This window comes from Plantactinospora sp. KBS50 (assembly GCF_002285795.1).
Classification (GTDB): Bacteria; Actinomycetota; Actinomycetes; order Mycobacteriales; family Micromonosporaceae; genus KBS50.
This window is the reverse complement of sequence record NZ_CP022961.1, coordinates 715,482-736,848: the sequence shown is the minus strand read 5'-3', so window position 1 is coordinate 736,848 and position 21,367 is coordinate 715,482. Positions and strand designations below refer to the sequence as shown.

17 protein-coding genes and 1 pseudogene are annotated in these 21,367 nt (G+C 70.8%); 8 read left to right on the top strand and 10 right to left on the bottom strand.

Annotated elements, in window-relative coordinates:
* Nucleotides 1-126 precede the first annotated feature (126 nt).
* Entirely contained in the window at nt 127-1,137 is a 1,011-nt protein-coding gene (locus tag CIK06_RS03335; RefSeq protein WP_232533988.1) for a glycoside hydrolase family protein, read from the top strand.
* A 12-nt stretch (nt 1,138-1,149) separates the two neighbouring features.
* Here CIK06_RS03335 and CIK06_RS03330 read toward each other — a convergent pair whose 3' ends face one another.
* The gene (locus CIK06_RS03330) at nt 1,150-1,674 is read right to left on the bottom strand and encodes an isochorismatase family protein (RefSeq protein WP_232533987.1); all 525 of its coding nucleotides are present in this window, start codon (nt 1,672-1,674) and stop codon (nt 1,150-1,152) included.
* Nucleotides 1,675-1,711: 37 nt separating this feature from the next.
* Nucleotides 1,712-2,197, bottom strand: coding sequence for a carboxymuconolactone decarboxylase family protein (locus tag CIK06_RS03325; RefSeq protein ID WP_095563577.1), 486 nt, complete (start codon nt 2,195-2,197; stop codon nt 1,712-1,714).
* A 175-nt stretch (nt 2,198-2,372) separates the two neighbouring features.
* On the opposite strand from CIK06_RS03325, the gene CIK06_RS03320 reads away from it, so the two are divergent.
* The 3 genes from CIK06_RS03320 (at nt 2,373) to CIK06_RS29080 (ending at nt 5,592) form a co-directional block, all read left to right on the top strand.
* Entirely contained in the window at nt 2,373-3,254 is an 882-nt protein-coding gene (locus CIK06_RS03320) for an RNA polymerase sigma-70 factor (protein ID WP_095563576.1), read from the top strand.
* Nucleotides 3,255-3,468: 214 nt separating this feature from the next.
* Entirely contained in the window at nt 3,469-4,428 is a 960-nt protein-coding gene (locus CIK06_RS03315) for a hypothetical protein (protein WP_232533986.1), read from the top strand.
* A gap of 777 nt (nt 4,429-5,205) precedes the next feature.
* Nucleotides 5,206-5,592, top strand: coding sequence for a hypothetical protein (locus CIK06_RS29080; protein ID WP_157756584.1), 387 nt, complete (start codon nt 5,206-5,208; stop codon nt 5,590-5,592).
* 99 nt (nt 5,593-5,691) lie between these two features.
* Here the strand turns inward: CIK06_RS29080 and CIK06_RS03305 are convergent, their stop codons facing one another.
* The gene (locus tag CIK06_RS03305) at nt 5,692-6,297 is read right to left on the bottom strand and encodes a DUF5134 domain-containing protein (protein ID WP_095563574.1); all 606 of its coding nucleotides are present in this window, start codon (nt 6,295-6,297) and stop codon (nt 5,692-5,694) included.
* Between the two features lie 242 nt (nt 6,298-6,539).
* Here CIK06_RS03305 and CIK06_RS03300 point away from each other — a divergent pair.
* Nucleotides 6,540-8,782, top strand: a pseudogene (locus tag CIK06_RS03300) (heavy metal translocating P-type ATPase).
* 124 nt (nt 8,783-8,906) lie between these two features.
* On the opposite strand, the gene CIK06_RS03295 reads toward CIK06_RS03300, so the two are convergent.
* The 4 genes from CIK06_RS03295 to CIK06_RS30535 form a co-directional block, all read right to left on the bottom strand.
* A complete protein-coding gene (locus tag CIK06_RS03295) occupies nt 8,907-10,871 on the bottom strand; it encodes a cytochrome c oxidase assembly protein (RefSeq protein ID WP_157756583.1) in 1,965 nt (654 codons plus the stop codon).
* 64 nt (nt 10,872-10,935) lie between these two features.
* Nucleotides 10,936-11,493 carry a sigma-70 family RNA polymerase sigma factor gene (locus CIK06_RS03290; RefSeq protein WP_095563572.1) on the bottom strand — a complete coding sequence of 186 codons (558 nt, stop codon included), beginning with the start codon at nt 11,491-11,493 and terminating at the stop codon, nt 10,936-10,938.
* Nucleotides 11,486-11,785 carry a hypothetical protein gene (locus tag CIK06_RS03285; protein ID WP_095563571.1) on the bottom strand — a complete coding sequence of 100 codons (300 nt, stop codon included), beginning with the start codon at nt 11,783-11,785 and terminating at the stop codon, nt 11,486-11,488. Before CIK06_RS03285 ends, CIK06_RS03290 begins: the two co-directional genes overlap by 8 nt.
* Before the next feature lie 64 nt (nt 11,786-11,849).
* Nucleotides 11,850-12,083 carry a heavy-metal-associated domain-containing protein gene (locus CIK06_RS30535; RefSeq protein WP_369916093.1) on the bottom strand — a complete coding sequence of 78 codons (234 nt, stop codon included), beginning with the start codon at nt 12,081-12,083 and terminating at the stop codon, nt 11,850-11,852.
* Nucleotides 12,084-12,429: 346 nt separating this feature from the next.
* On the opposite strand from CIK06_RS30535, the gene ileS reads away from it, so the two are divergent.
* The 3 genes from ileS to CIK06_RS03265 all read left to right on the top strand — a co-directional run bounded on the left by ileS (nt 12,430) and on the right by CIK06_RS03265 (nt 17,399).
* Entirely contained in the window at nt 12,430-15,552 is a 3,123-nt protein-coding gene (ileS, locus tag CIK06_RS03275; RefSeq protein WP_095563569.1) for an isoleucine--tRNA ligase, read from the top strand.
* Nucleotides 15,553-15,691: 139 nt separating this feature from the next.
* Nucleotides 15,692-16,774 (top strand): carboxypeptidase-like regulatory domain-containing protein, encoded by a 1,083-nt coding sequence (locus tag CIK06_RS03270; RefSeq protein WP_095563568.1) that lies wholly within the window; start codon nt 15,692-15,694, stop codon nt 16,772-16,774.
* 142 nt (nt 16,775-16,916) lie between these two features.
* On the top strand, nt 16,917-17,399 hold the full coding sequence (locus CIK06_RS03265; RefSeq protein ID WP_095563567.1) for a hypothetical protein: 483 nt from the start codon (nt 16,917-16,919) through the stop codon (nt 17,397-17,399).
* A 2-nt stretch (nt 17,400-17,401) separates the two neighbouring features.
* Here the strand turns inward: CIK06_RS03265 and CIK06_RS03260 are convergent, their stop codons facing one another.
* The 3 genes from CIK06_RS03260 to CIK06_RS03250 form a co-directional block, all read right to left on the bottom strand.
* Nucleotides 17,402-17,749: a hypothetical protein gene (locus CIK06_RS03260; RefSeq protein WP_198348090.1), complete on the bottom strand. Its 348-nt coding sequence runs from the start codon at nt 17,747-17,749 to the stop codon at nt 17,402-17,404.
* Between the two features lie 720 nt (nt 17,750-18,469).
* Nucleotides 18,470-19,786 (bottom strand): ISL3 family transposase, encoded by a 1,317-nt coding sequence (locus CIK06_RS03255; protein ID WP_095563566.1) that lies wholly within the window; start codon nt 19,784-19,786, stop codon nt 18,470-18,472.
* A 249-nt stretch (nt 19,787-20,035) separates the two neighbouring features.
* On the bottom strand, nt 20,036-21,304 hold the full coding sequence (locus tag CIK06_RS03250; RefSeq protein ID WP_232533985.1) for an ATP-binding protein: 1,269 nt from the start codon (nt 21,302-21,304) through the stop codon (nt 20,036-20,038).
* Nucleotides 21,305-21,367 lie beyond the last annotated feature (63 nt).

The window sequence follows — 21,367 nt, the reverse complement described above, 5'->3', positions numbered from 1 at the left end:
GGGTTCGCCGGCGGCCGACGGCGGCCGCCCAGCCCGGCCGCCGGCCGGCGGGGCGACCAGGTGAAGGGATGTGCGATGCGCGGGATCGGTCGAGGCGGAGACGGCAGACCGCGCAGGACGGTGGTGGTGTCCATCGCCGCGGCCGCGCTGCTCGCCGTGCTGGCGGTCGTCGTGGTGGCGGTGACGCACCGGTCCGCCCCGCCGGACGCCTCGGCCGCGACCCGGCCGGTCGGTGCCGAGCCGGCCGGCATCGACGCGGCCGCCACCGCCGCGCTGGGCACGCCGTCGCCGAGCCCGTCGGCCACGTCCGGCGCCGCCGGCACCGGCACGCCGTCGCCGAGCGGCCGGTCGACGGCCCGTGCGGCCGACCCGGCCGCCCCGGCCAGTCCCGCGGTCAAGGCCGGCTCGTCGCGCAAGGGCGTCGGCGTCTGGACCTTCGACGGGGTCAGCCAGGCGCTGGCCGGTTCGACGGCGGGCTGGTACTACACCTGGAACGTGGGCCATCAGGGCGTCACCACCCCGAAGGGCACCGAGTTCGTCCCGATGATCTGGGGACCGGGCAGCCTCACCGCGAGCAACCTGCGGCAGGCCAAGGCCAACGGTCGCTACCTGCTCGGTTTCAACGAGCCCGACATGGGTGGGCAGGCGAACATGTCGGTGGAACAGGCCCTGGACCTGTGGCCCCAACTGGAGGCGACCGGTCTCACCCTGGGCAGCCCCGCGGTGGCCTGGGGCGGCGACCGCCAGGGCGAATGGCTCGACCGGTTCATGTCCGGCGCCCGGCAGCGCGGCTACCGGGTCGACTTCATCGCCCTGCACTGGTACGGCGGGGACTTCACCACGGCCAACGCCGTCAACCAGCTCAAGTCGTACCTCTCGGCGGTGCACGCCCGGTACGGGCTGCCGATCTGGCTCACCGAGTTCGCGCTGATCGACTTCTCGAACGGTGTCCGCTTCCCGAGCCAGGACCAGCAGGCCGCGTTCCTCACGGCGGCGACCCGGATGCTGGACGGGCTGTCCTGGCTGCACCGGTACGCCTGGTTCGGCCTGCCCGCCACCGACCGGGACCAGAGTGGCCTGTTCCGTACCGGCAGCGAGGCCACCGCGGTCGGTCGCGCCTTCCAGGCGGCGCGCTGAGCGGACCGCCGGTCAGCCGAACCGGCGCAGCACCTCGTCCGTGCTGAGGACGGCTCCGAAGCGCGGGAAGATGTTCGTCAGCGCGTGCTCGTGCTCCGTCGCCGTCATGCCGCTCATCGCGTCGGACGCGAACACCAGCTCGAAGCCGTGATCGGCGGCGGCCCGGGCGGTCGACTCCACGCCCATGGTGGTCGCCAACCCCGCCATCACCACGGTGTCGACGCCGCGCTCCCGAAGCCGCTCGGCCAGACCCGTACCGTAGAACGCGCCGATCGTGCGCTTGACCACCTCGACGTCGCCCGGCCGTGGCCGCAACTGCGGGGCGAAGCCGCTGCCGGGCGGCTGCTCGGCCACGCCCGGCCGCTCCACCCGGACGAGGACGACCGTGCCGCCGGCGGACCGGAGCGCGGTGGCCAGCCGCACGGTCCGATCCAGCACCTCAGTGCCGGCGTGCGGGCCGAGGTTCTGCTCGACGACGCGCGGCATGAGGTCGATGGCGATCAGGGCGGTGTTCCCGGCGGTAAGGGGTGCAGTCACCCCGCGACGCTAACACCGCGGCGACCCGGCCAGGCGCTCACCGCAGGGCCGCCGCGAACGAGCCCACCTCGTACGAGCCGCCCTTCTGCCGCAGGATGACCCCGAACCGGTTGGCCGCGTTGATCAGCCCGAGCAGGCAGACCAACGCCGCGATCTGGTCGTCGTCGTAGTGGTTGCGCACCTGGGCCCAGGTCTCGTCGGACACCCCCTGGTGCGCGTCGGCGAGCCGGGTGCCCTCCTCGGCGAACGCCAGCGCGGCCCGCTCTGCCTCGGTGAAGACGCTGGACTCGCGCCAGGCGGCGACCAGGTTCAGCCGGACCGCGCTCTCCCCGGCGGCAGCGGCCTCCTTGGTGTGCATGTCGATGCACCAGCCGCAGCCGTTGATCTGGCTGGCCCGCAGGGACACCAGTTCCCGGGTGAGTTCCGGCAGCGACGACTGCTGGATCACCAGGCTGGTGTTGGCGAACCGCTTCATGAACCGCTCGGCGAGCGCGTTGTCGAACATGTTGAATCGGGTCTGCATGGGATCGCCCTCTCTGCTGACATTGGCTGGGGACGAACACGAGATGCCGAGCGCCGGGCCGGCGTGACAGCGCCGCCGGGTGAGCAGCGCCACGGCCCGACCGGGCGCCGCCGTGTCACACCGGGCCGGCGTCCGGAGTCTGGTGGGAAAGCAGCCGAGCGGCGAAGGGACAACCATGGCGGACCCGGCCACCGAGGCGTTCCTCGCCCACCGGAACCTGCTGTTCACGGTCGCGTACGAGATGCTCGGCTCGGCCGCCGACGCCGAGGACGTGTTGCAGGAGACCTGGTTGCGCTGGTCGGGCGTCGACCTCGACGAGGTCCGCGACCGGCGTGCCTACCTGGTACGGATCACCACCCGCCAAGCGCTGACCCGACTGCGCACGCTCGGACGCCGCAAGGAGTCCTACGTCGGAGCGTGGCTGCCCGAGCCGCTGCTCACCGCGCCCGACGTGGCCGAGGACGTCGCGCTCGCCGACAGCGTGTCGATGGCCATGATGCTGGTGCTGGAGACGCTCGGTCCGACCGAACGGGCCGTGTTCGTGCTGCGGGAGGTGTTCGACGTCCGATACGACGAGATCGCCGAGACGGTCGACAGGAGCACCGCCGCGGTCCGGCAGATCGCGCACCGGGCACGGGCGCACGTGGCGGCGCGCCGGCCCCGTCGCACCGTCTCCCCGGCGCAGGCCCGCAACGCGCTGGACGCGTTCCGGCGGGCCGTCGAGACCGGGGACCTCCAGGCGCTGGTCGACGTCCTGGCCGCGGACGTCGTGCTGGTGGGCGACGGCGGCGGGATCAAGCAGGCGATCCCGCGTCCGATCAGCGGGGCCGACCGGGTGGCTCGGCTGCTGACCGGCGGGTGGGGCCGGATCGCCGGACTGGCGTCGATGGAGCCGGCGCAGGTCAACGGCTACCCGGCGCTGATCGTGCGGCTGAACGGAGAACTGGACATGGTGGTGGCGGTACGCGTCGACGACGGCCGGATCGGCGGCCTCTACGCGGTGCGCAATCCGGAGAAGCTGTCGCACATGGCCCGGGAGAACACCCTGCGGCGCTGAGCCGAGACCGCCCGGGCACCGCCGATCATGGACCGGGTGCTACTTGATCTCGCGCAAGGGTGTGCAGCATCCTCTCTAGGTGCCTGAGTCACCGTTCAGCGCGGGACCGACGCATCGACGTGGGCGTTTGGCACGGACGCGGCGGGAAGGCCGCGCCGCACCGGCACGACCCCTGGACCGAACGGCCCACGGGACCACCACGGGAGGACGAGCGATGTCAATGCTCAAACGGGCCGTCACGGCTGTCGCCATGACCTCGGCGATCGCCGCGACGGTGCTGGCCGCCGCCGCGCCGGCGAACGCGGCCAGCACGGGTTACTTCAACACCTACACCACCATGGCGACGCTCGGAAACGCAAACAGCTGTTACGCCGCGCAGGGATTCGCCGTGGGGTCCACGTACACCTACTCCGTGAAGATCAACAGTGGTGAGACGGCGGCGGTCATCTACCGCACCAGGATGAGCGACGGCAGTACCACGCTGATGACCAACGGCGACAACGGGACGAGCTACGCGACCTATCTCGGCCACGCGAACGACATCGCGCTGAGTTCGAACGACGGAAACTACTACATGTTCGCCGTCACCATGACCGCCGGCAGCCTGAGCCTGGTGAAGCTCAAGTACGTGGGAACCACGTACTACAAGGTGGGCAACTACACGATCAAGTACAACGGCGCGAACAAGTCCATGTCCGGGGTGGCGATCACCAGCAAGGACGCGAGCAACATCAACTTCCTCTTCAAGACCGGCCGGAGCTTCTACCGGGGCTCGGTCGGGCTGACCGCGACCAGCGGCACCATCAATGTGACAAGCGCCTTCAGCCTGAACATCGAGGATGCGCAGGTCAACGGGAAGACCGTCGGCAACATCACCTCGTACTCGACCCAGGGAATCGGCTACCGCAGCAACACCCTGTACTTCCCGCTGACGTACAACAACGTCAGCATCGTTCTGGTCTACCGGAACATCTCCACCGCCTCCGGCTCGATCAAGGCGGCCAGCGACCTGTCCTTCCGGATCACCTCCAGCGCGTATCCGGACCTCTTCGAGATCGAGGGCGTGGGGGTCGCCAACGGGGACAAGCTCTGGTTCAGCACCAACCGGAGAACCGCGGCGGGCGACACCGCCCATGACGGCGTCCACTATTTCAACGGATACAGCGCCTCCTGACCGGGGACCCTGCCGTCGAGAAACGCCGCCGGCGGGTCACCCGCATCGGAGCGCTCTTCTGATCCGCTGACCCTGCCGAGGTGGTCAGCCGGCGCGTTCATCCTGGTCCGGACGGGACGCAGGGTCCTCGCCGCCGGCTGGCCACCCCCGGCGACAAGCGTTTCGGATGGGGTGGGAACCGCAGCACCGTCCAACGCGACTATCACGACGACCGGTGCGGCCGCACCGATCCGGGTAGGTGGTGTCGTGATGGAGATCCTGGTACTGGGGGCCGTGATCGTGGCGGTGACGGCCTGCCTCCTCGTCCGGGCGGGCTCCCGGGGTCGGACCGAGCCCGGTCCGGGCCGGGCACCCGGTCCGGACGGGGCACCCGGTCCGGGCCGGACAACCGGTCCGGACGGGACAACCGGTCCGGACGGGGCACCCGGTCCGGGCCGGACAACCGGTCCGGACGGGACAACCGGTCCGGACGGGGCAGCCGGGGGAGGCGCGTACCCGGTCGGCCTCGGCCGTTGTCGTCCGGTCCTTCATCGTCCGGCCGGCCGTCGCGGCGGCCGGGCAACGGCGCCGAGCGCGACCGCGGTGACGGCCCTGCTCCGCTCCGCACGGCGGCGTGGGCCGGGTCCGCGGATGCGTCACGGCGCCTCCGTCGCGACCGAGGCGGACCGCGGCGCACACCTTCTCTCGCCGGCCTACCGCGGACCGGAGGTGTCTCCCGCGCCGGGCGCGTCCCGGCGGCGTCACCGCCTGCCGGTCGCATTCGCCGCTTCGGTCCTCGTGCCCGTCCTGTTCGTCGCCGTCGCGGTGCCGGCGGTCACCGCCCGGGCGGCCCACCAACAGGCGTTCTGCCCGAAACAGCAGTCCGTGGTGATGAGCACGAAGACGCACGCCCTCTACGCGTGGTTGCAGCGCGAGACCACCGGCACGATCATCCACCTGTGCTGGACCGGGGACGAACGCCGGCCGGACGCGGTCCACCATTGGCTGGCCACGGCCGAGGACACCGGCCAGGGCCGGCGGGTCGCCTTCACGATGCTGGCCCTCACGACGCACACGGCGATCGGTAGCGCGAATCTCACGGCGGGACGCAACTGGCTGCTGACGTTCGAACTGCGCACCGCCTCCGGCGTCCGCCCGGTGCTGTCCACCACGGTGCGCATCTGACCGGCCCCCGAAGCCCGCCGACCGGTCCGGGGCAGCCCCGGGGCCGGCCGAGGGCTCCGGGGCGGTCGGCGGAGAGCTCCGGTGCCGCCGATCGGGCGGCTACATGCCGGGCATACCCGGCATGCCAGGCATGTTCGATCCCATGTCCGTCCCGAACTGCATGGCGAGCAGCATGTAGGCCATGCCCAGCCCCATGAGCGCCAGGCTGATCCGCATGGACAGCACCTCCCCGCCGTGGTGCTGACCGTTCGCCGCGGTGGCGTGCGCCGGCGCGGTCCGGACCAGCTTCCCGGTGGCCCAGCCGGCCGATTCGACCACGAACGCCGCCGCGAGCAGCACCGTGATCGCGGCCGGAAACCGCGTCGACATCAGCGCGAACATGTAGACCATGGCCGCGAGGTCGAACGCGGTCAGCAGCCAGGCGGCGGCCGGCGGCGTGCGGCGGATCACCGCCACCGCGATGAACCCGAGGACGGCGACCGCCGCGACCCCGAAGATGATCTCCCCGGGAACGGCACCCACCGGCATCCGCCCGGCGGGCCAGAACATGTCCATCATGCCGAGCGCCATCAGGAGGTGGGCGAGGTGCCAGAACCGGGCCTGACCCGCCGCCCACGCGAGGTGCCAGCCATGCACCAGGGCGATGACGAAGAACAGCACGCTCCACACGTTCGCGGCCCAGGCCGGAATCCAGCCGCCGGTCACGACGCCACACCCTGAACTCGCCGAACGGCGCCGCTTGCTGAAGGTATCTGCATGGCGGTAGGTCCGAGGACCGGGAGCCGGAGTTCCCGGGCAATCGGGTGCGGTTGGCCACGTGGTGATCTCCCGGCCGGACGACCCACGCTGCGACCGACCATCCGGCCAGATCGCGCACCCGGTCACGGGCGCCGGTGCAGGCTGCGTAGATTTGGCTGCACGATCACACGGCAGCGGCGAGGGTACGGATGACGGTCACCACTTTCCCGGAATCGGATCTCCGCGAGCTTGAGCTCGCGGTGACCGGAATGACGTGCGGGGCCTGTGCCGCCCGGGTGCAGAAGCAACTGGGCAGGCTGGACGGCGTCACCGCCACCGTCAATCTCGCCACCGAGAAGGCATCGGTCCAGCTTGCCGGGCCGGTCACGGTGGAGACGCTCATCGCCCAGGTGGAACGGGCCGGGTACGGCGCCACGGTGGTGCAGCCGGCGGCCGCGCCGCAGGCCCCGGACCGGGTACGGGACCTGTGGCGGCGGCTGGTCGTCGCGCTGCTGCTCGGCGTACCGCTGGCGGACCTGTCGATCACCCTGGTGCTGGTGCCGTCGTTGCGGTTTCCGGGCTGGCAGTGGGTGCTGCTGGCGCTGACGCTGCCGGTCGTCACCTGGTGCGCCTGGCCGTTCCACGCCAAGGCGCTCAAGGCCGCCCGACACGGCGGCAGTTCGATGGACACCCTGGTCTCGCTCGGCGTCGTCACCGCGTCGGCCTGGTCGTTGTTCACCGTGTTCCACGACGGTGCGGCGCCGCCCGGCGCCGGGGCGTGGGGGCTGCTCTTCCAGCCGGCCGGGTCGGTGTACCTGGACGTGGCCGTCGGCGTGACGGTCTTCGTGCTGGCCGGCCGGATGTTCGAGGCGAAGGCGCGGCGTGCCGCCGGCGACGCGCTGCGGGCGCTGGCCCAGGTCGGCGCCAAGCGGGCCACCCGGCTGCGCGCGGACGGCACCGAGGAGCAGGTGCCGGCCGCCGCCGTACGACCGGGTGACCGGCTGGTGGTCCGCCCGGGCGAGACGATCCCGGCCGACGCTCTGGTGGTGGACGGCGCCAGCGCGGTGGACTGCTCGGCGCTGACCGGCGAGTCGGTACCCGTGGAGGTGGAGCCGGGCGACCCGGTCACCGGCGGCACGGTCACGGTGGCCGGGCGGCTGGTGGTCGAGGCGACCCGGGTGGGCGCGCAGACCCACCTGGCGCAGCTGGTGCGGATGGTCGAACGGGCTCAGACGGACAAGGCGCGGGTCCAGCGACTGGCCGACCGCATCTCGTCCGTCTTCGTACCGGTGGTGATCGCGCTGGCGCTGGCCACCGGCCTGGGCTGGGCGCTGGCCGGGGCGACGCCGGCGCGGGCGATCAGCGTCGGCCTGGCCGTACTGATCATCGCCTGCCCGTGCGCGCTGGGTCTGGCCACGCCGACCGCGCTGCTGGCCGCCTCCGGGCGGGGCGCCCAGTTGGGCGTGTTCATCAAGGGGCACCAGGCGTTGGAGTCGGCCCGCGCGATCGACACGGTGGTGCTGGACAAGACCGGCACGGTGACCACCGGGCGGATGACGGTGGCCGATCTGTGGCTGGCCGAGGGCACCGACCGGGCCGGACTGCTCGGCGACGCCGGTGCGGTGGAGAACGCGGCCGAGCACGTGATCGGGCGGGTCATCGCGGCCTACGCGCTCGCCGAGATCGGCGCCCTGCCCCGGGTGGACCGGTTCACGGCGCTGCCCGGACTGGGCGCGCAGGGCGAGGTCGACGGCCGGGAGGTGGTCGTCGGTTCCCCCGGCTGCTGGCCCAGCGCGGGATGACCGCGCCGGCCGAGTTCACCGCCGTGCGGGAGGTCTGGGAGGCCAAGGGCGGCACGGTGGTCCTGGTCGGGGTGGCCGGCGCGGTTCGCGGCGGGTTCGTGCTGATCGACACCGTGAAGCCGTCCGCGGCGGGCGCGGTGGCGGCGCTGCGCGGCATGGGGCTGCGGACTGTGCTGCTGACCGGCGACAACGCGGCCAGCGCGGCGACGGTGGCCGCGGCGGTCGGGGTGGACGAGGTGATCGCCGAGGTGCTGCCGGCCGACAAGGCGGCCACGATCCAGCGGTTGCAGGCCGAGGGCCGGGTGGTGGCCATGGTCGGCGACGGGGTCAACGACGCGCCGGCGCTGGCCCGGGCCGATCTCGGGATGGCCGTCGTCACCGGCACCGACGCGGCGATCGGCGCGGCCGACGTCATCCTGGTCCGCGAGGATCTCGACGTGGTGCCGACCGCGGTGGCCCTGGCCCGGCGGACGTTGCGCACGGTCCGGATCAACCTGGCGTGGGCGTTCGGTTACAACGTGCTGGCCCTGCCGATCGCCGCCGCCGGGCTGCTCAACCCGCTGATCTCCGGTGCCGCGATGGCGCTGTCGTCGCTGCTCGTGGTCTCCAACAGCCTGCGGTTGCGCGGCTTCGGCCCCGGGCCGCGCTGAGCACCCCGCGTCGCGCTGAGCATCCCGAACCGCACTGATGGCCTCGCGCCGCGCCGAGCATCCCGAACCGCACTGATGGCCTCGCGCCGTCGACGGCCGGCGGTGGGTTCCGGTTCGCCCGCGCTCAGGCGTCCAGGGACGCCGGCCTGGTCCGGCGCTGCGCGAGTTCGTCGAGCAGTTCCTGGTAGTCCGGTTCGGCCGCGGCCGGCCGCCAGCGGATCAACACCACGGCGAGCATGGCGAACATGATCAGCTCGCTGGTGACCAGCGCCAGGAAGCCACCGAGCCGCTGGTCGTCGGCCAGGCTGGGCACCCACGGCAGGTCCAGCGCCCGGTACATGTTGCCGCTCGCCGAACCGTCGCCGATGATGTGCCCGCTGGCCAGGATCGCGGCGCCGAAGACCACGTCGAACGGCATCGCGACCAGCAGCACACCCAGCCGGAGCAGGCTGGGCGCCGGCGCGGGGGTCGGGTCGAGACCGGTCACCGTCCAGGCGAAGAGGTAGCCGACGGCCAGGAAGAACACGTCCATCGCCAGGTGCGCCCAGTGGTAGCGGATGGCCAGGTCGTAGGCGGCCGTGAAGTAGAGCAGGAACGGGGTGGCCACGAAGACCACTGTCGCCACGACCGGCTGGGTAAGCGTCCGCACCGACACGGATTCCCGCCCGGCCGACAGCCACTCCCGCGGTCCCGGCAGCCCGTCCGGCGGTGCCGGCCGCAGCGCGGCGTCCGCCAGCGTGAGCGGCGCCCCCAACGCCAGCAGCAACGGGGCGAGCATGCCGATCAGCATGTGCGCGACGGTCTCGACGCTGAACATGGCCGGCGCGTAGCGGCCGATCCCGGACGAGGTCGTCACCATCAGCACGGCGCAGCCGGCCAGCCAGGCGACGGTGCGCCCCGGGGGCCACGGCCGGTCGAGCCGGCGGACGCCCCGCAGGTATGCGGCGGCCAGCAGCAGGCACAGCGGCGCGAAGATCACCTCGACGCGCCAGTCGGCGATCAACCGGAGCGCCGTCGGCGGCGCGGTCAGGTCATAGCCGAGCAGCGTCTGGTGCCCGGAGACGACCGCGTCGATGAACTTCGGCGCAGGCAGGTTGGTGAGCGCGACCGAGAATCCGAAGGCGAGCGCCAGGACGGCAAGCTCCGTGGCGAGCAGGCGCCGCGGGGCCGGGTCGCCGGCGAGCAGGCGGCGCCGGGTACGCAGGACCACCCAGCCCAGCCCGGCCAGCAGCGCCACCTTCAGCAGCAGCAGCGCCCCGTACCCGGTGGTGACCGGGCTGGCGCCGGGGGCCAGCACCGCCGCGTCCACCAGGCCGCTGAAGGCGACCAGACACCAGCATCCCGCCGACAGCCGGCCGTACCGGCGCAGGGCCGCCGGCCGGTCACCGGCCAGGCCACGGGTACGCAGCAGCGCGAGCAGCGTGCCCAGCCAGACAACGGCGGCCGGGATGTGGATCGCGATCGCCGCGGTGGCGATGTCGTGGTTGGTGTCCGAGGCGGAATGCCCGGCCGTGATGATCGGCAGCGTGGCGAGGACGGCCACGGCGCTCAGCGTGAAGGTCGTCCGCCAGCGCAGGGTACGCCGGGCGAGGATCGCGAGCGCGCCGGCGGCGGCCGCGGTTGCCAGCCACGCCTTCGGACCGGTCAGGGCCTCGGTGGTCACGGCCAGTCCGTGCACGGTCAGCACGCGGCGCAGGGGCACACCGGCCGTCGCGGCGGCGTCGACGGGCCACAGCAGCAGCGCGGCGGCCGCCCAGGCGGCGGCGGCCCGGGTCGCGGTCTGCAACGCCGCGAACGCGGGCGGGGAGACCAGCCCGGACGGCTGGGGACGGGTGAAGAACGCCGCGAACACCAGCGCGCCGGTGCACACCGTCGCCGCGGCATCCACGGTCAGCCGCAGCAGCGGCGCGGCGACCCGGACGAGCGTTCCCGGGTCGCCGGTGCCCAGCACCGCGTACGGGAAGGCGCCGGCCACCACACTGACGACCGCCACCACGGCGGCGGCGAGGGCCGCGCACCCGAGGGCCAGCCGCGACCAGCGCCGGCCCGTCGCGGGCCGCACGTCTCGGACACGGGTCTCTGCGGGCATCACCGGCAGGGTACGTCCTCGCCGCGGCGACCCCGAATCCTGATCCTCGCTCCGGCGGGGCGGGTCAGCCGGTGAGCCGGCCACCGAAACCCGGCTCGTCGGAGAGTGCCCGGTGCAGGTCGGACCGGGCGCGGCTGACCCGGCTGCGGATCGTGCCGACCGGGCAGTCGAAGACGGCCGCGGCCTCGGCGTACGAGAACCCGGCGACGGCGGTCAGCAGGAACGCCTCCAGCCGGTCCCGGGGCAACTGAGCCAGCGCGACGGAGAGTGCGACGGTGGGCAGCGGCTCCCCGCTGTCCGCCCGGCGGTGGATCTGCAGCCGGTCGGCCAGCCGTCGGCGGCGTTGGCGACCGGCGATCTCGTCCGCGCACACCCGGCGTGCGATGGCGATGAGCCAGCTCAGCGGGGAGGCATCCCCGCGGAAACGCTGCAGAGCGCCGATCGCGCGTACGTAGGTGTCCTGGGTGAGGTCGTCGGCGGACGCGACGTCGACAAGCGCCGCGCAGACCCGCCAGACGGTCGGGCTGGTCTGGGTGATCAACTCGGTCAGGGCCGCCCGGTCGCCCGTTCGGGCCGCCGCCGCAAGCGCGGGCAACGAGCCATGGTCGGGATGCTCAGCCATTGCCCTCGTCCTCGTCCAGAATGCCCTCCTCGGCCAGGCGGCGCAGGATGGCGGCGGTCAGGACCGCCGGCTCCGGGACGCGCCGGGCGATCTCGCCCAGCCATCGCGGGTCGCCCGGCAGCCCCGGCAGCGGCCGGTCGTCCGAGCGCTTGCAGCCGCCCGCCGCACAGCCCGGCTTCGCGCACGCCCGATCGGGCGGCGCGTCGGATTCCGGTGGTGCCGCCAGCAGCGCCCGGGCCCAGCAGCAGGGCGGCCGGGTGGGCGTACCGGTGCCGGTCAGTCGCGCCGACATGATCGACGGAATCGTGCGCGGCGGAGCGGGGCGGCCGGCCGCCCGGCGGGCCGGCCCGGCCTACTCAAACCCGAACCTCACGGCCGGCGTCGGCCCGAACCTCATAGCCGGCGTCCTGCATGACCCGCTCCACCTCGGACCGTTCCAGCGGCGCCTGACTGCGCACGTCGACCCGGCCGGAGGCGAGGTCGACCACAACCGACTCGACGCCCGCGAGGCTGCTGATCGCGCCGGAAACCGCCCGGACGCAGTGTTCACAGGTCATACCGGACGCCGTGTACCGACTGGCGACACTCACGCTGAACTCCTCGACACCGAAGCGAAACCGTCCCACCGCGGTAGTCGGATCCGATGCCGCCGAAGTTCCCGGCTGACGTATCATGACCGGCGCAGGGCGCAGATGGGGACGAGTACCGACGCACGCAGCCAGCAGAGACCCGGGGCCGGTGGAAGCCCGGGGGTGTGCGCGGCGGGAAGATCACCCCGGAGCCGTCGGAAGAAAGGCCATCCCGGCCGAGTAGAACCGACCGCAACACCTTGAGTGGGCCGCGACGGCACGTCGCGGTCAAGGAGGGTGGTACCGCGGGGTCGCGCACCTCGTCCCTCCGTTGGCAGCAGCGTCATCGTCCAACGGAGGAAGATCGATGTACCGCCCAGTGCCCGCCCAGGTCGACCTGCCCGCGCTCGACCACCAGATCCTGCGCTTCTGGCACGCGAACAGCGTCTTCGCGCGCAGCCTGGAGCAGTCGCAGGGGCGGCCGGAGTGGGTGTTCTACGAGGGCCCGCCGACCGCCAACGGCATGCCCGGCGCCCACCACATCGAGGCGCGGGTGTTCAAGGACGTCTTCCCGCGCTACCGGACGATGAAGGGCTACCACGTCGCCCGCAAGGCCGGCTGGGACTGCCACGGCCTGCCGGTCGAGCTGGCCGTCGAGAAGGAACTCGGGTTCACCGGCAAGCAGGACATCGAGAGGTACGGCGTCGCCGAGTTCAACGCGAGGTGCCGGGAGTCGGTGACCCGGCACACCGACGCGTTCGCCGCGCTTACCGAGCGCATGGGCTACTGGGTCGACATGGACGACGCGTACCGGACGATGGATTCCGACTACATCGAGTCCGTGTGGTGGTCGCTGAAGCAGATCTTCGACAAGGGTCTGCTGGTCGAGGACTTCCGGGTCGCGCCGTGGTGCCCGCGGGACCAGACCACGCTCTCCGACCACGAACTGGCCCAGGGCTACGAGACCGACGTCGACCCGGCGGTGTACGTCCGGTTCCCGGTCACCTCGGGACCGCTCGCCGGCGGCGCCTCCCTGCTGATCTGGACGACGACGCCATGGACGCTGGTGTCGAACACCGCGGTCGCGGTGAACCCCGCGGTGACGTACGTGGTGGCCACGGACGGCGACGAGCGGTTGGTGATCGCCGAGCCGCTGACGGCCTCGGTGCTCGGCGAGGGCTGGACGGTCACCGGCGAGTCGTTCACCGGCAAGGAGATGGAGCGCTGGACCTACCGTCCGCCGCTCGCGCTGGTCGACGTGCCGGACGCGCACATCGTCATCCTGGCCGACTACGTCACCACCGACAGCGGCACCGGCCTGGTGCACCAGTCGCCGGCGTTCGGCGCGGACGACCTGGCCAGCTGCCGGGCGTACGGGCTGCCGATGGTCAATCCGGTCCGCCGGGACGGCACCTTCGACGAGGACGTCCCGATGGTCGGCGGCCTCTTCTTCCGCGGCGCGAACGAGCCGCTGGTCGAGGAGCTGAGCAGGTCCGGTGCGCTGTTCCGGCACGCGCCCTACGAGCACCAGTACCCGCACTGCTGGCGCTGCCACACCGCGCTCATCTACTACGCGCAGCCGTCCTGGTACGTGCGGACCACGGCGGTCCGCGACCGGATGCTGCGGGAGAACGAGAAGACCAACTGGCAGCCGGACACGGTCAAGCACGGCCGGTACGGCGACTGGCTGACCAACAACGTCGACTGGGCGCTGTCGCGCAACCGGTACTGGGGCACGCCGCTGCCCATCTGGCGCTGCGCCGACGGCCACTTCACCTGCGTCGGGTCGCTGGCCGAACTGGGCGAGCTGGCCGGCAGCGACCTGTCGGCGCTCGATCCGCACCGCCCGTACATCGACGGGGTGACCTTCGCCTGTCCGTCGTGCGCGCTGCCCGCGACCCGGGTCCCCGAGGTCATCGACGCGTGGTACGACTCCGGGTCGATGCCGTTCGCCCAGTTCGGGTTCCCCTACAAGAACCAGGACCTGTTCCAGCGGCGCTTTCCCGCGCAGTTCATCTCCGAGGCGATCGACCAGACCCGCGGGTGGTTCTACACCCTGATGGCCGTCGGCACGCTCGTCTTCGACCGTTCCCCGTACGAGAACGTGGTCTGCCTGGGCCACATCCTCGCCGAGGACGGCCGCAAGATGTCCAAGCACCTCGGCAACATCCTCGAACCGATCCCGCTGATGGACACCCACGGCGCCGACGCGGTGCGCTGGTTCATGGCCGCCGCCGGGTCGCCGTGGTCGGCACGCCGGGTCGGGCACACCGCGCTGCAGGAGGTCGTCCGCAAGACGCTGCTGACGTACTGGAACATGGTCGCCTTCCAGGCGCTCTACGGACGTACCGCCGGGTGGTCGCCGTCGGCGACGGACTCGGCGCCGGCCGACCGGCCGGTGCTCGACCGCTGGGTGCGCTCGGAGCTGAACGAGCTGGTCGGCAAGGTGGACGCGGCGCTGGCGGCGTTCGACACGCAGGAGGCCGGCAAGCTGCTCGCGGCCTTCGTCGACGACCTGTCCAACTGGTACGTGCGGCGTAGCCGGCGGCGGTTCTGGCGCGGCGATCCGGCGGCGCTGGCCACCCTGCACGAGACGCTCACCACGGTGACGCTGCTGATGGCGCCGATCACCCCGTTCATCACCGAACGCGTCTGGCAGGACCTGGTCGTGGCGGTCGACCGCCAGGCGCCGCAGTCGGTGCACCTGGCGGCATTCCCGCAGGTCGACGAGGCGCTGACGGATCCCGCGCTGTCCGCGCAGATGGCGCTGGCCCGGCGGCTGGTCGAACTCGGCCGGGCGGCGCGGGCCGAGTCGGGCATCAAGGTACGTCAGCCGCTGTCGCGCGCGCTCGCCTCGGCCAACGACTTCGCCACCCTGCCCGAGGAACTGCTCGCCGAGATCGCCGCGGAGCTGAACGTCGGCGCCGTGACCGCCATCGCCGGCTCCTTCGTGGACACCAGCGCCAAGGCCAACTTCCGTACCCTCGGCAGGCGCTTCGGCAAGCAGGTGCAGCAGGTCGCGAAGGCGATCGCCGCGGCCGACGCCGCGTCGCTCAAGGACGCCCTGCGTACGACGGGAACGGCTACCGTCGAGGTGGACGGCGAACCGGTCACGCTCGGCCCCGACGAGATCATCATCACCGAGACGCCACGGGAGGGCTGGGCCGTCGCGTCCGACGCCGGCGCCACCGTGGCGCTGGACCTGCACCTGACGCCCGAGCTGCGCCGGGCCGGCCTGGCCCGGGACGCGATCCGGCAGATCCAGGAGGCACGCAAGGCCAGCGGCCTGGAGGTCTCGGATCGCATCCAGTTGCGGTACCTGCCGGGCGGGGACGACACGGCGCTGGCGCTGGCCGAGCACGGCGGTCTGGTCGCCGAGGAGGTTCTGGCCACCGACTACGCGACCGGCGAGCCGACGTGGGCCGACGCCCGGGCGTTCACCGACGACACGATCGGGCTGACGTTCTGGCTCCGCAGGGTGGACGGCTGAGGCTGCGGCGGTAGGCCGACGCGTCCTGCCGGTCGCGTCTTGTCGGTTGTGGTCGATGGTGCACTCGGTCCCATTCCCGACACGGCGCGCCCGGTGGCGCTGGCTACGGTCGGGCACCCTCACCGCTCAGGAGTCCATCATGTACGGTTCGGCCGCCCGCTCCGGTCTCCGGATCGCCGTCCTGCTGCTCGTGTCACCCGCGTTCGCCACCGGCGCGTCCACGGCGTCCGCCGCGCCTTCGGCGGTTCCGGCGTCTGCCGCGTCTGCGGCGGGTCCGGTTTCCGGCCCGGCGACCACGGCCGAGCCGGGGGCGGTGAGCGCCGCCGTCCGCGACGCCGCCACCGGCCTGCCCGCCCGCGCCTGCGTCCGGCTCGTGCCGGTGGAACGCGACCGGTACACCCAGATCTATCTCGGTGAGTGGCAGCTCGGCCGGTACGGTCGCTGTTCCGATCCGGACGGCACCCTCCTCGTGGAGAATGTCGAACCGGGCCGCTACCAGCTTTTCGTGTACCTGCCGTACGACGAGCAGCGGTACGGGCAGCAGTGGGTCGGGCGGTACGGTGGCACCGGCCAACGGCAGCGAGCCGCCGTGATCCGGGTCCGCTCCGGCGCGACGACCGCCGCACCGCAGATCCGACTCGACCCGCCGGGCGAGATCACCGGCACCGTCACCGCCGCGGCCACCGGTCAGCCGGTGCGCGGGGTGTACGTCGGGCTGGTCCCGATGGTGCCGGATCCGAAGTACACCCCGGACGTGGCGATCACCGAGGCCGACGGCCGCTACACGGTCGGCAGGCTCGGGCCGTACGACTGGGCGCTGCAGTTCTCCGGTCCGCAGATCGCGACCCAGTGGTCCGGCGGGGTCGGCAACTCCCTGCTGGCCCGGACGGTGCGGGTACGGTCCGGCGGCAGCACCACCCTGGACCAGCCGTTGCGCGGCGCGACCGTCGTGCGTGGCAGCGTCCTGGTCGACGAACTGCACAACTACAGCCCGGTGATCGCCTTCAACGCGGTGACCGGGGACGTCGCCGGCGTGGAGTACGTGGGCGACACCTACCAACTACCGGTGCTGCCCGGCCAGATGATCAAACTGCGCTGCGACTGCGGTTCCGGTGCCGGCCGCTGGCACCCGACCGGCGAGGTCTTCAGCGCGGCGACGGCGGTCTGGGTTGGCCGGGCGCCGATCACCGTCGACTTCGACATGACCGTCACCGGCGGGTAGGTGCCGCCACGGCTATCCCCGCCCCGCCGTCGGTGACGGCGGCGCGGGGTCGTCCGCGACCGGTACGGGGTCCCGGGGCAGCTCATGATCATGTGAGCACGACGCGACAGTGCCAGCGGTGGTCGATCCATAGACTGCGACAGTGAGATACGACGAGTTCGAAGCGGCGATTCGCCATCTGGTCGCCAGGGCCAGCGACGACAACCTCCGCGTTTTCGGTGCCGAGACGGTCGCCCGTCTCGTCGGAGACGAACGGTTCTTTGACGTCGCAGTCGAACATGAGCTCGACGACGATGCGTCGGCGGCCCTCACCATCGCCCGGAAGAGTGTGCTGACAGCCAGCCCGGCCGAGTTACGCGTGCAGCTGACCCGCATCGAGGACGGCATCCTCACCGAGGGCGACATGGATCCCGAACTCCTGAACGTCATCTCCGCCCTCGAACATTGGACGACCTACCGGGAGACAGGCCAGCGCGGCGAGCTCTACGAGCTCGCCATCCGCTCCATCGAACAGGTCGACTTCCAGGTCGCTGCCGACCTCAGCGACTTCCTGGCCAAACCCGAGATGGCCGCCGAGTACGCGCGGACCGAGCGTCTGCTCACCACGTACAGCGGGCCGCGTTGATCCTAATGAGAGCTATTCGGCAACGATCCGGATAGGCGTGGCTTCTGCTCCCGCACCGGATGTTGCCAGGTCGGACGATGTTTCGGCCAGCGGTTGTAGCCGATGGCGGGGTCGTTGGACCGGAGCTGGCGGATGAAGTCGACTTCGACGCGGGATACCTCAGCGTCGGTGGCTGTCTCGGATTCCCAGAGGATCTGCTTGCGGATGGTGAAGTCTCGCCGCTGGTCCTCGGTGAAGTCTTGTTCGATGAGCTTGCTGCTCGCGCTGCCGAAGTAGTTCAGGGTCCCGGTGAGATCCTTACCCACGTAGATCTTGTTGTTCGGGTAAGTGATCTTGTAGACGACCTTCATCCGTACACGGTAAAGGGGGATTGGATCGTCAGCGTTATCGGGCACGCGGGTTGGGCTCGGCGGCCGATTCGGTGACGTTGCGGAGTCGGGTGACTGCGGCGTAGATGGCTTGTTCCTGGCCGGGTCGGGCCGAGCGCCATTCGGTGAGGATGGGCCGGACGGCTTCGATCAGCAGGCCGAGGGTGCTCGTTGCCGTGGGGCGGGGGCATGCTGTCGAGCTCAGCGACCGCGGCCGTGGTGATCTGATGGCGGCGGCGGTTGGTGGGGGTGTCCTCCCAGCCTTCGGTATCGCGTCATTCCTGTACGCGTGCTACAGAGCTGGACTTCCGGTTCACCGCAATCGAACGGGACGGCTCACGAGCCAAGCTGCCGCGAGAACCAGCGCCGATCATCCTGAAGGATCTCGGCAACCGGGACACGGGAGGCGTCGCCACGGTCGAGCGGCGCTACCGCGACCCGCTGGCATGACCCACCCCACCGGGTCAACAGCCTTGTCGCTCTGCGGCGGCCCACCGGCTTCCCGCTGCCTTGCATGGCACGACGGATGCCACGAACTGTGCCTCCGTTCGTCACCGGCGACGCGGGCTACATCACATCTTGTGCGGACCCGTGTCATCTCGTGCCGCTCACCGAGGATCAGTCCGGGTGACAGGGTGATGACAAATGATCAAGGGCGGGCTCTCGATCATCCGAGAACCCGCCCTTGACGGCTCTTCGAAGTTAAGCGGGGTTGAGGTGTCTGCGGTGGCGGCGGGTGGTGGCGGCGCGGGTGCGTAGCCGCTGGTTTTCGGGGTTACGGAATCCGTAGGCGTCGCGGGCGACGGTCTTGATGACCCGGTTGGTTCCTTCGGAGCCGGCGTTGGTGATGCCGGTGTGCAGGAACGCGAGGATTTCCGGCCACCAGGTCTCGATCGTGGTGGCGAGCCGGTGGAGTTCGGGCAGGTCAGAGTCGGCGCAGCGGGTGTAGAAGCGGTGCAGCAGCCGGGCGGTGGTTTCCCGGTTCGGGTGGGTGCGGGCGAGCGCGAGTAGGTCGAGCAGGTCTTCCTTGGCGTTCCAGGCCGTCAGGATCGGTGCGCCGATCTTCGCCGGCAGGTTGCTGAGGGTGTCGGCCAGCCGGTCGACGTGCTCGGCGCGCATGCGGGCTGCTGACCTGGTCAGCCGGTTGCGTTGCTGCCACTCCGGGTCGGTGGCCCGGCCGCGCCGGCCGCGGTGTGTGACTGTCATGCGGCGGCGGACCTCGGTGACGGCCCGGTTGGCCAGCTGGACGACGTGGAAGTGGTCCACGACCAGCGTCGCGTGCGGCAGCGCCTCGCGGACGGCGGCCTTGAACACGGTACACATGTCGATCGCGACGGCCTGGACGTGTTGACGCCAGGCGGCGGGGCGTTGGGTGAGCCAGTCGGTCACCGCCTTGCTGGTCCGGCCTTCGACCTGGGCGAGTAGACCCTGCCCGCCGACGAGATCGCAGAAGCCGACGTGCCAGCGGTCGACGATGGTGGTCCACGACGCGGTGACCTCGTCGAAGATCCAGCGAGGTTTGCCTCGGCGGACCTCGTCGATGCCCAGCACGCTCACCGGTTCGGGCTCGGCCGGCAGCACCGCTGCGGTGTGCGCGGTGAACGCGGCCGCGACGACTGGCCAGGACATGCCCAGATCACGGGCGGCCTGCACGATCGTTCGGTTGCCGTCGGCGACCGCCGCGCCGGCCGCCTGCCGCAACCGGACGGTGATCCGTGCCCGTGCCGGGATCTGTGGCACGTGTTCGGTGAACGACGTGCGCGGGCATCCGGGCTGATCGCAGTACCAGCGGCGTTTACGCCACCGCAACCGCGTGGTGCGTCCGGCCACCGGCAGATCCCGGGGCCAGGTGAACACCCAGCCCTTGACCCGGGCGGCCCGGACACCGCACTGAGGGCAGCATTGTGCCTGCTCGCTACCGGTGGACAGGTGGACGATGGGGGAACCATCCGGGTGCAGCTCGACCCGATCCACCACCAGGCCGTCCAGGCCCAGCAGCCGGGTCGTATCGTTGACCATGCTCGCAGCTCTTTACTTGTGATCATCCGAACTCGACACTCAGATGATCACCCAAGGGCTGCGAGCCCTCATCTCCGGGCCGGATCGATCAGCGCACCCCGCTCAACTTCGAAGAGCCCCCTTGACCTGCTGCTTTGTGGTGGAGCTGAGGGGATTTGAACCCCTGACCCCCTCGATGCGAATTAGTTACGCAGGCGGTGCCTCGCATCGCGGCGGCCCGGCAACGAACGTGAGTTCCAATAACTACTCCTACTTCGGTCGGCCAGGCTTTACATAAGTCGTGCCCCGTCTCTCTCCCTGAGCTTCGAGCTTTCCCTCTCGCGCCATTCGCCTCAGCAATCGGCTAGCCTGCTCGGAACCGAGCGAGCAAAGGTCGGCTGCCTGGGAACGGCTTATCCGGCCGTGAGCGTCCACGTACTGCAGCACCATTTGCTCCTGCTGTAGTGGTTCGAAGCCACGGATCCGCACATAGCTTGCAGGGGATTCGAACGCACGGTACACCGCGGCAGACAGATGCCAACTACGGCCTTTGCCTCCCCCCCGAGCTTCCACCCAACCTCGCTCCACCATCCGGGCGAGAAGAGTCCGCGTCTCAGTATCGGTCCGTTGCAGCACGTGGGCCAACGTCGCCGTACTTGCGCGACGCTCGCGTTCGAGTTCCGACAGGACTTGAAGTTCAGGGAGGCTAAGTGGTGCTCCCTGCTGGCTCTCCTGCTCAGTTACCCATCGCGTGATGGAAAGATTCGCCGGTCCACCGGGAAGAACGGCGACGACCTGATCGTCTGAGCTCCGGCCATAGTCCGGGGCTGACCGGCCGAGCCTTAGCTGCTCGGCAAAGATGCGATTAATACCGCGCCCCGTTCGTTCCACCAGGCCGACGCGCTTGAAGGCGTCAGCCAGCAGCGGGCTCCGAGGATGAGGCGGTGCGACAAGGAGGTTGTCCAGACGCACTCCTAAGGGAAACCCACCCGGGCTCGATATCTCTAACTGGTCCTCGGTCCACTGCACATGAACGGCACCGCGGCGCGTATAGTCCCGATGGATGAGCGCGTTGGCCAATGCCTCGCGGAACGCCGCCTCGGAGTAGGTCGCAACCGACACACGGAAAAGGCCAAATTGCAGCTCATTCTCCTGATTCCGCGCTTTAAAGCGTGCGAACATCTCCTCAGCCAACCTGAACAACGGATACGGCATGAAGTCGTTCACCTGAACCTCAAGACCACGCAAAACCTGAAATGCCGCGTCGTGTGTCGGCAGATAATCGCGAATTGCATCGACCTTGCCGAAAAGGAGAAGCGCCCCCGCAGTCACGGCGGCATCATTTCGCGCCAATCCGAGCGCATTTGCAATTTCGCGATCAGACAATGTTGCTAGGATCCGGTCAGCAGCTGCACCGGATGCACCAGCCAAGCGCCGCGCGCGCTCGAACTCCAGCGGATCAAGGTCCTCCCAGCTGGCACCACCAACGCCAAGTGTTGCCCAATCGACTGCACCGCGATCCACCTCATGGGCCAGCATCTCGTGGGCATGGTAGGGAAGGCAGGTCGGTCGACCGTCACCGGCAATCGCACGCCGAACATA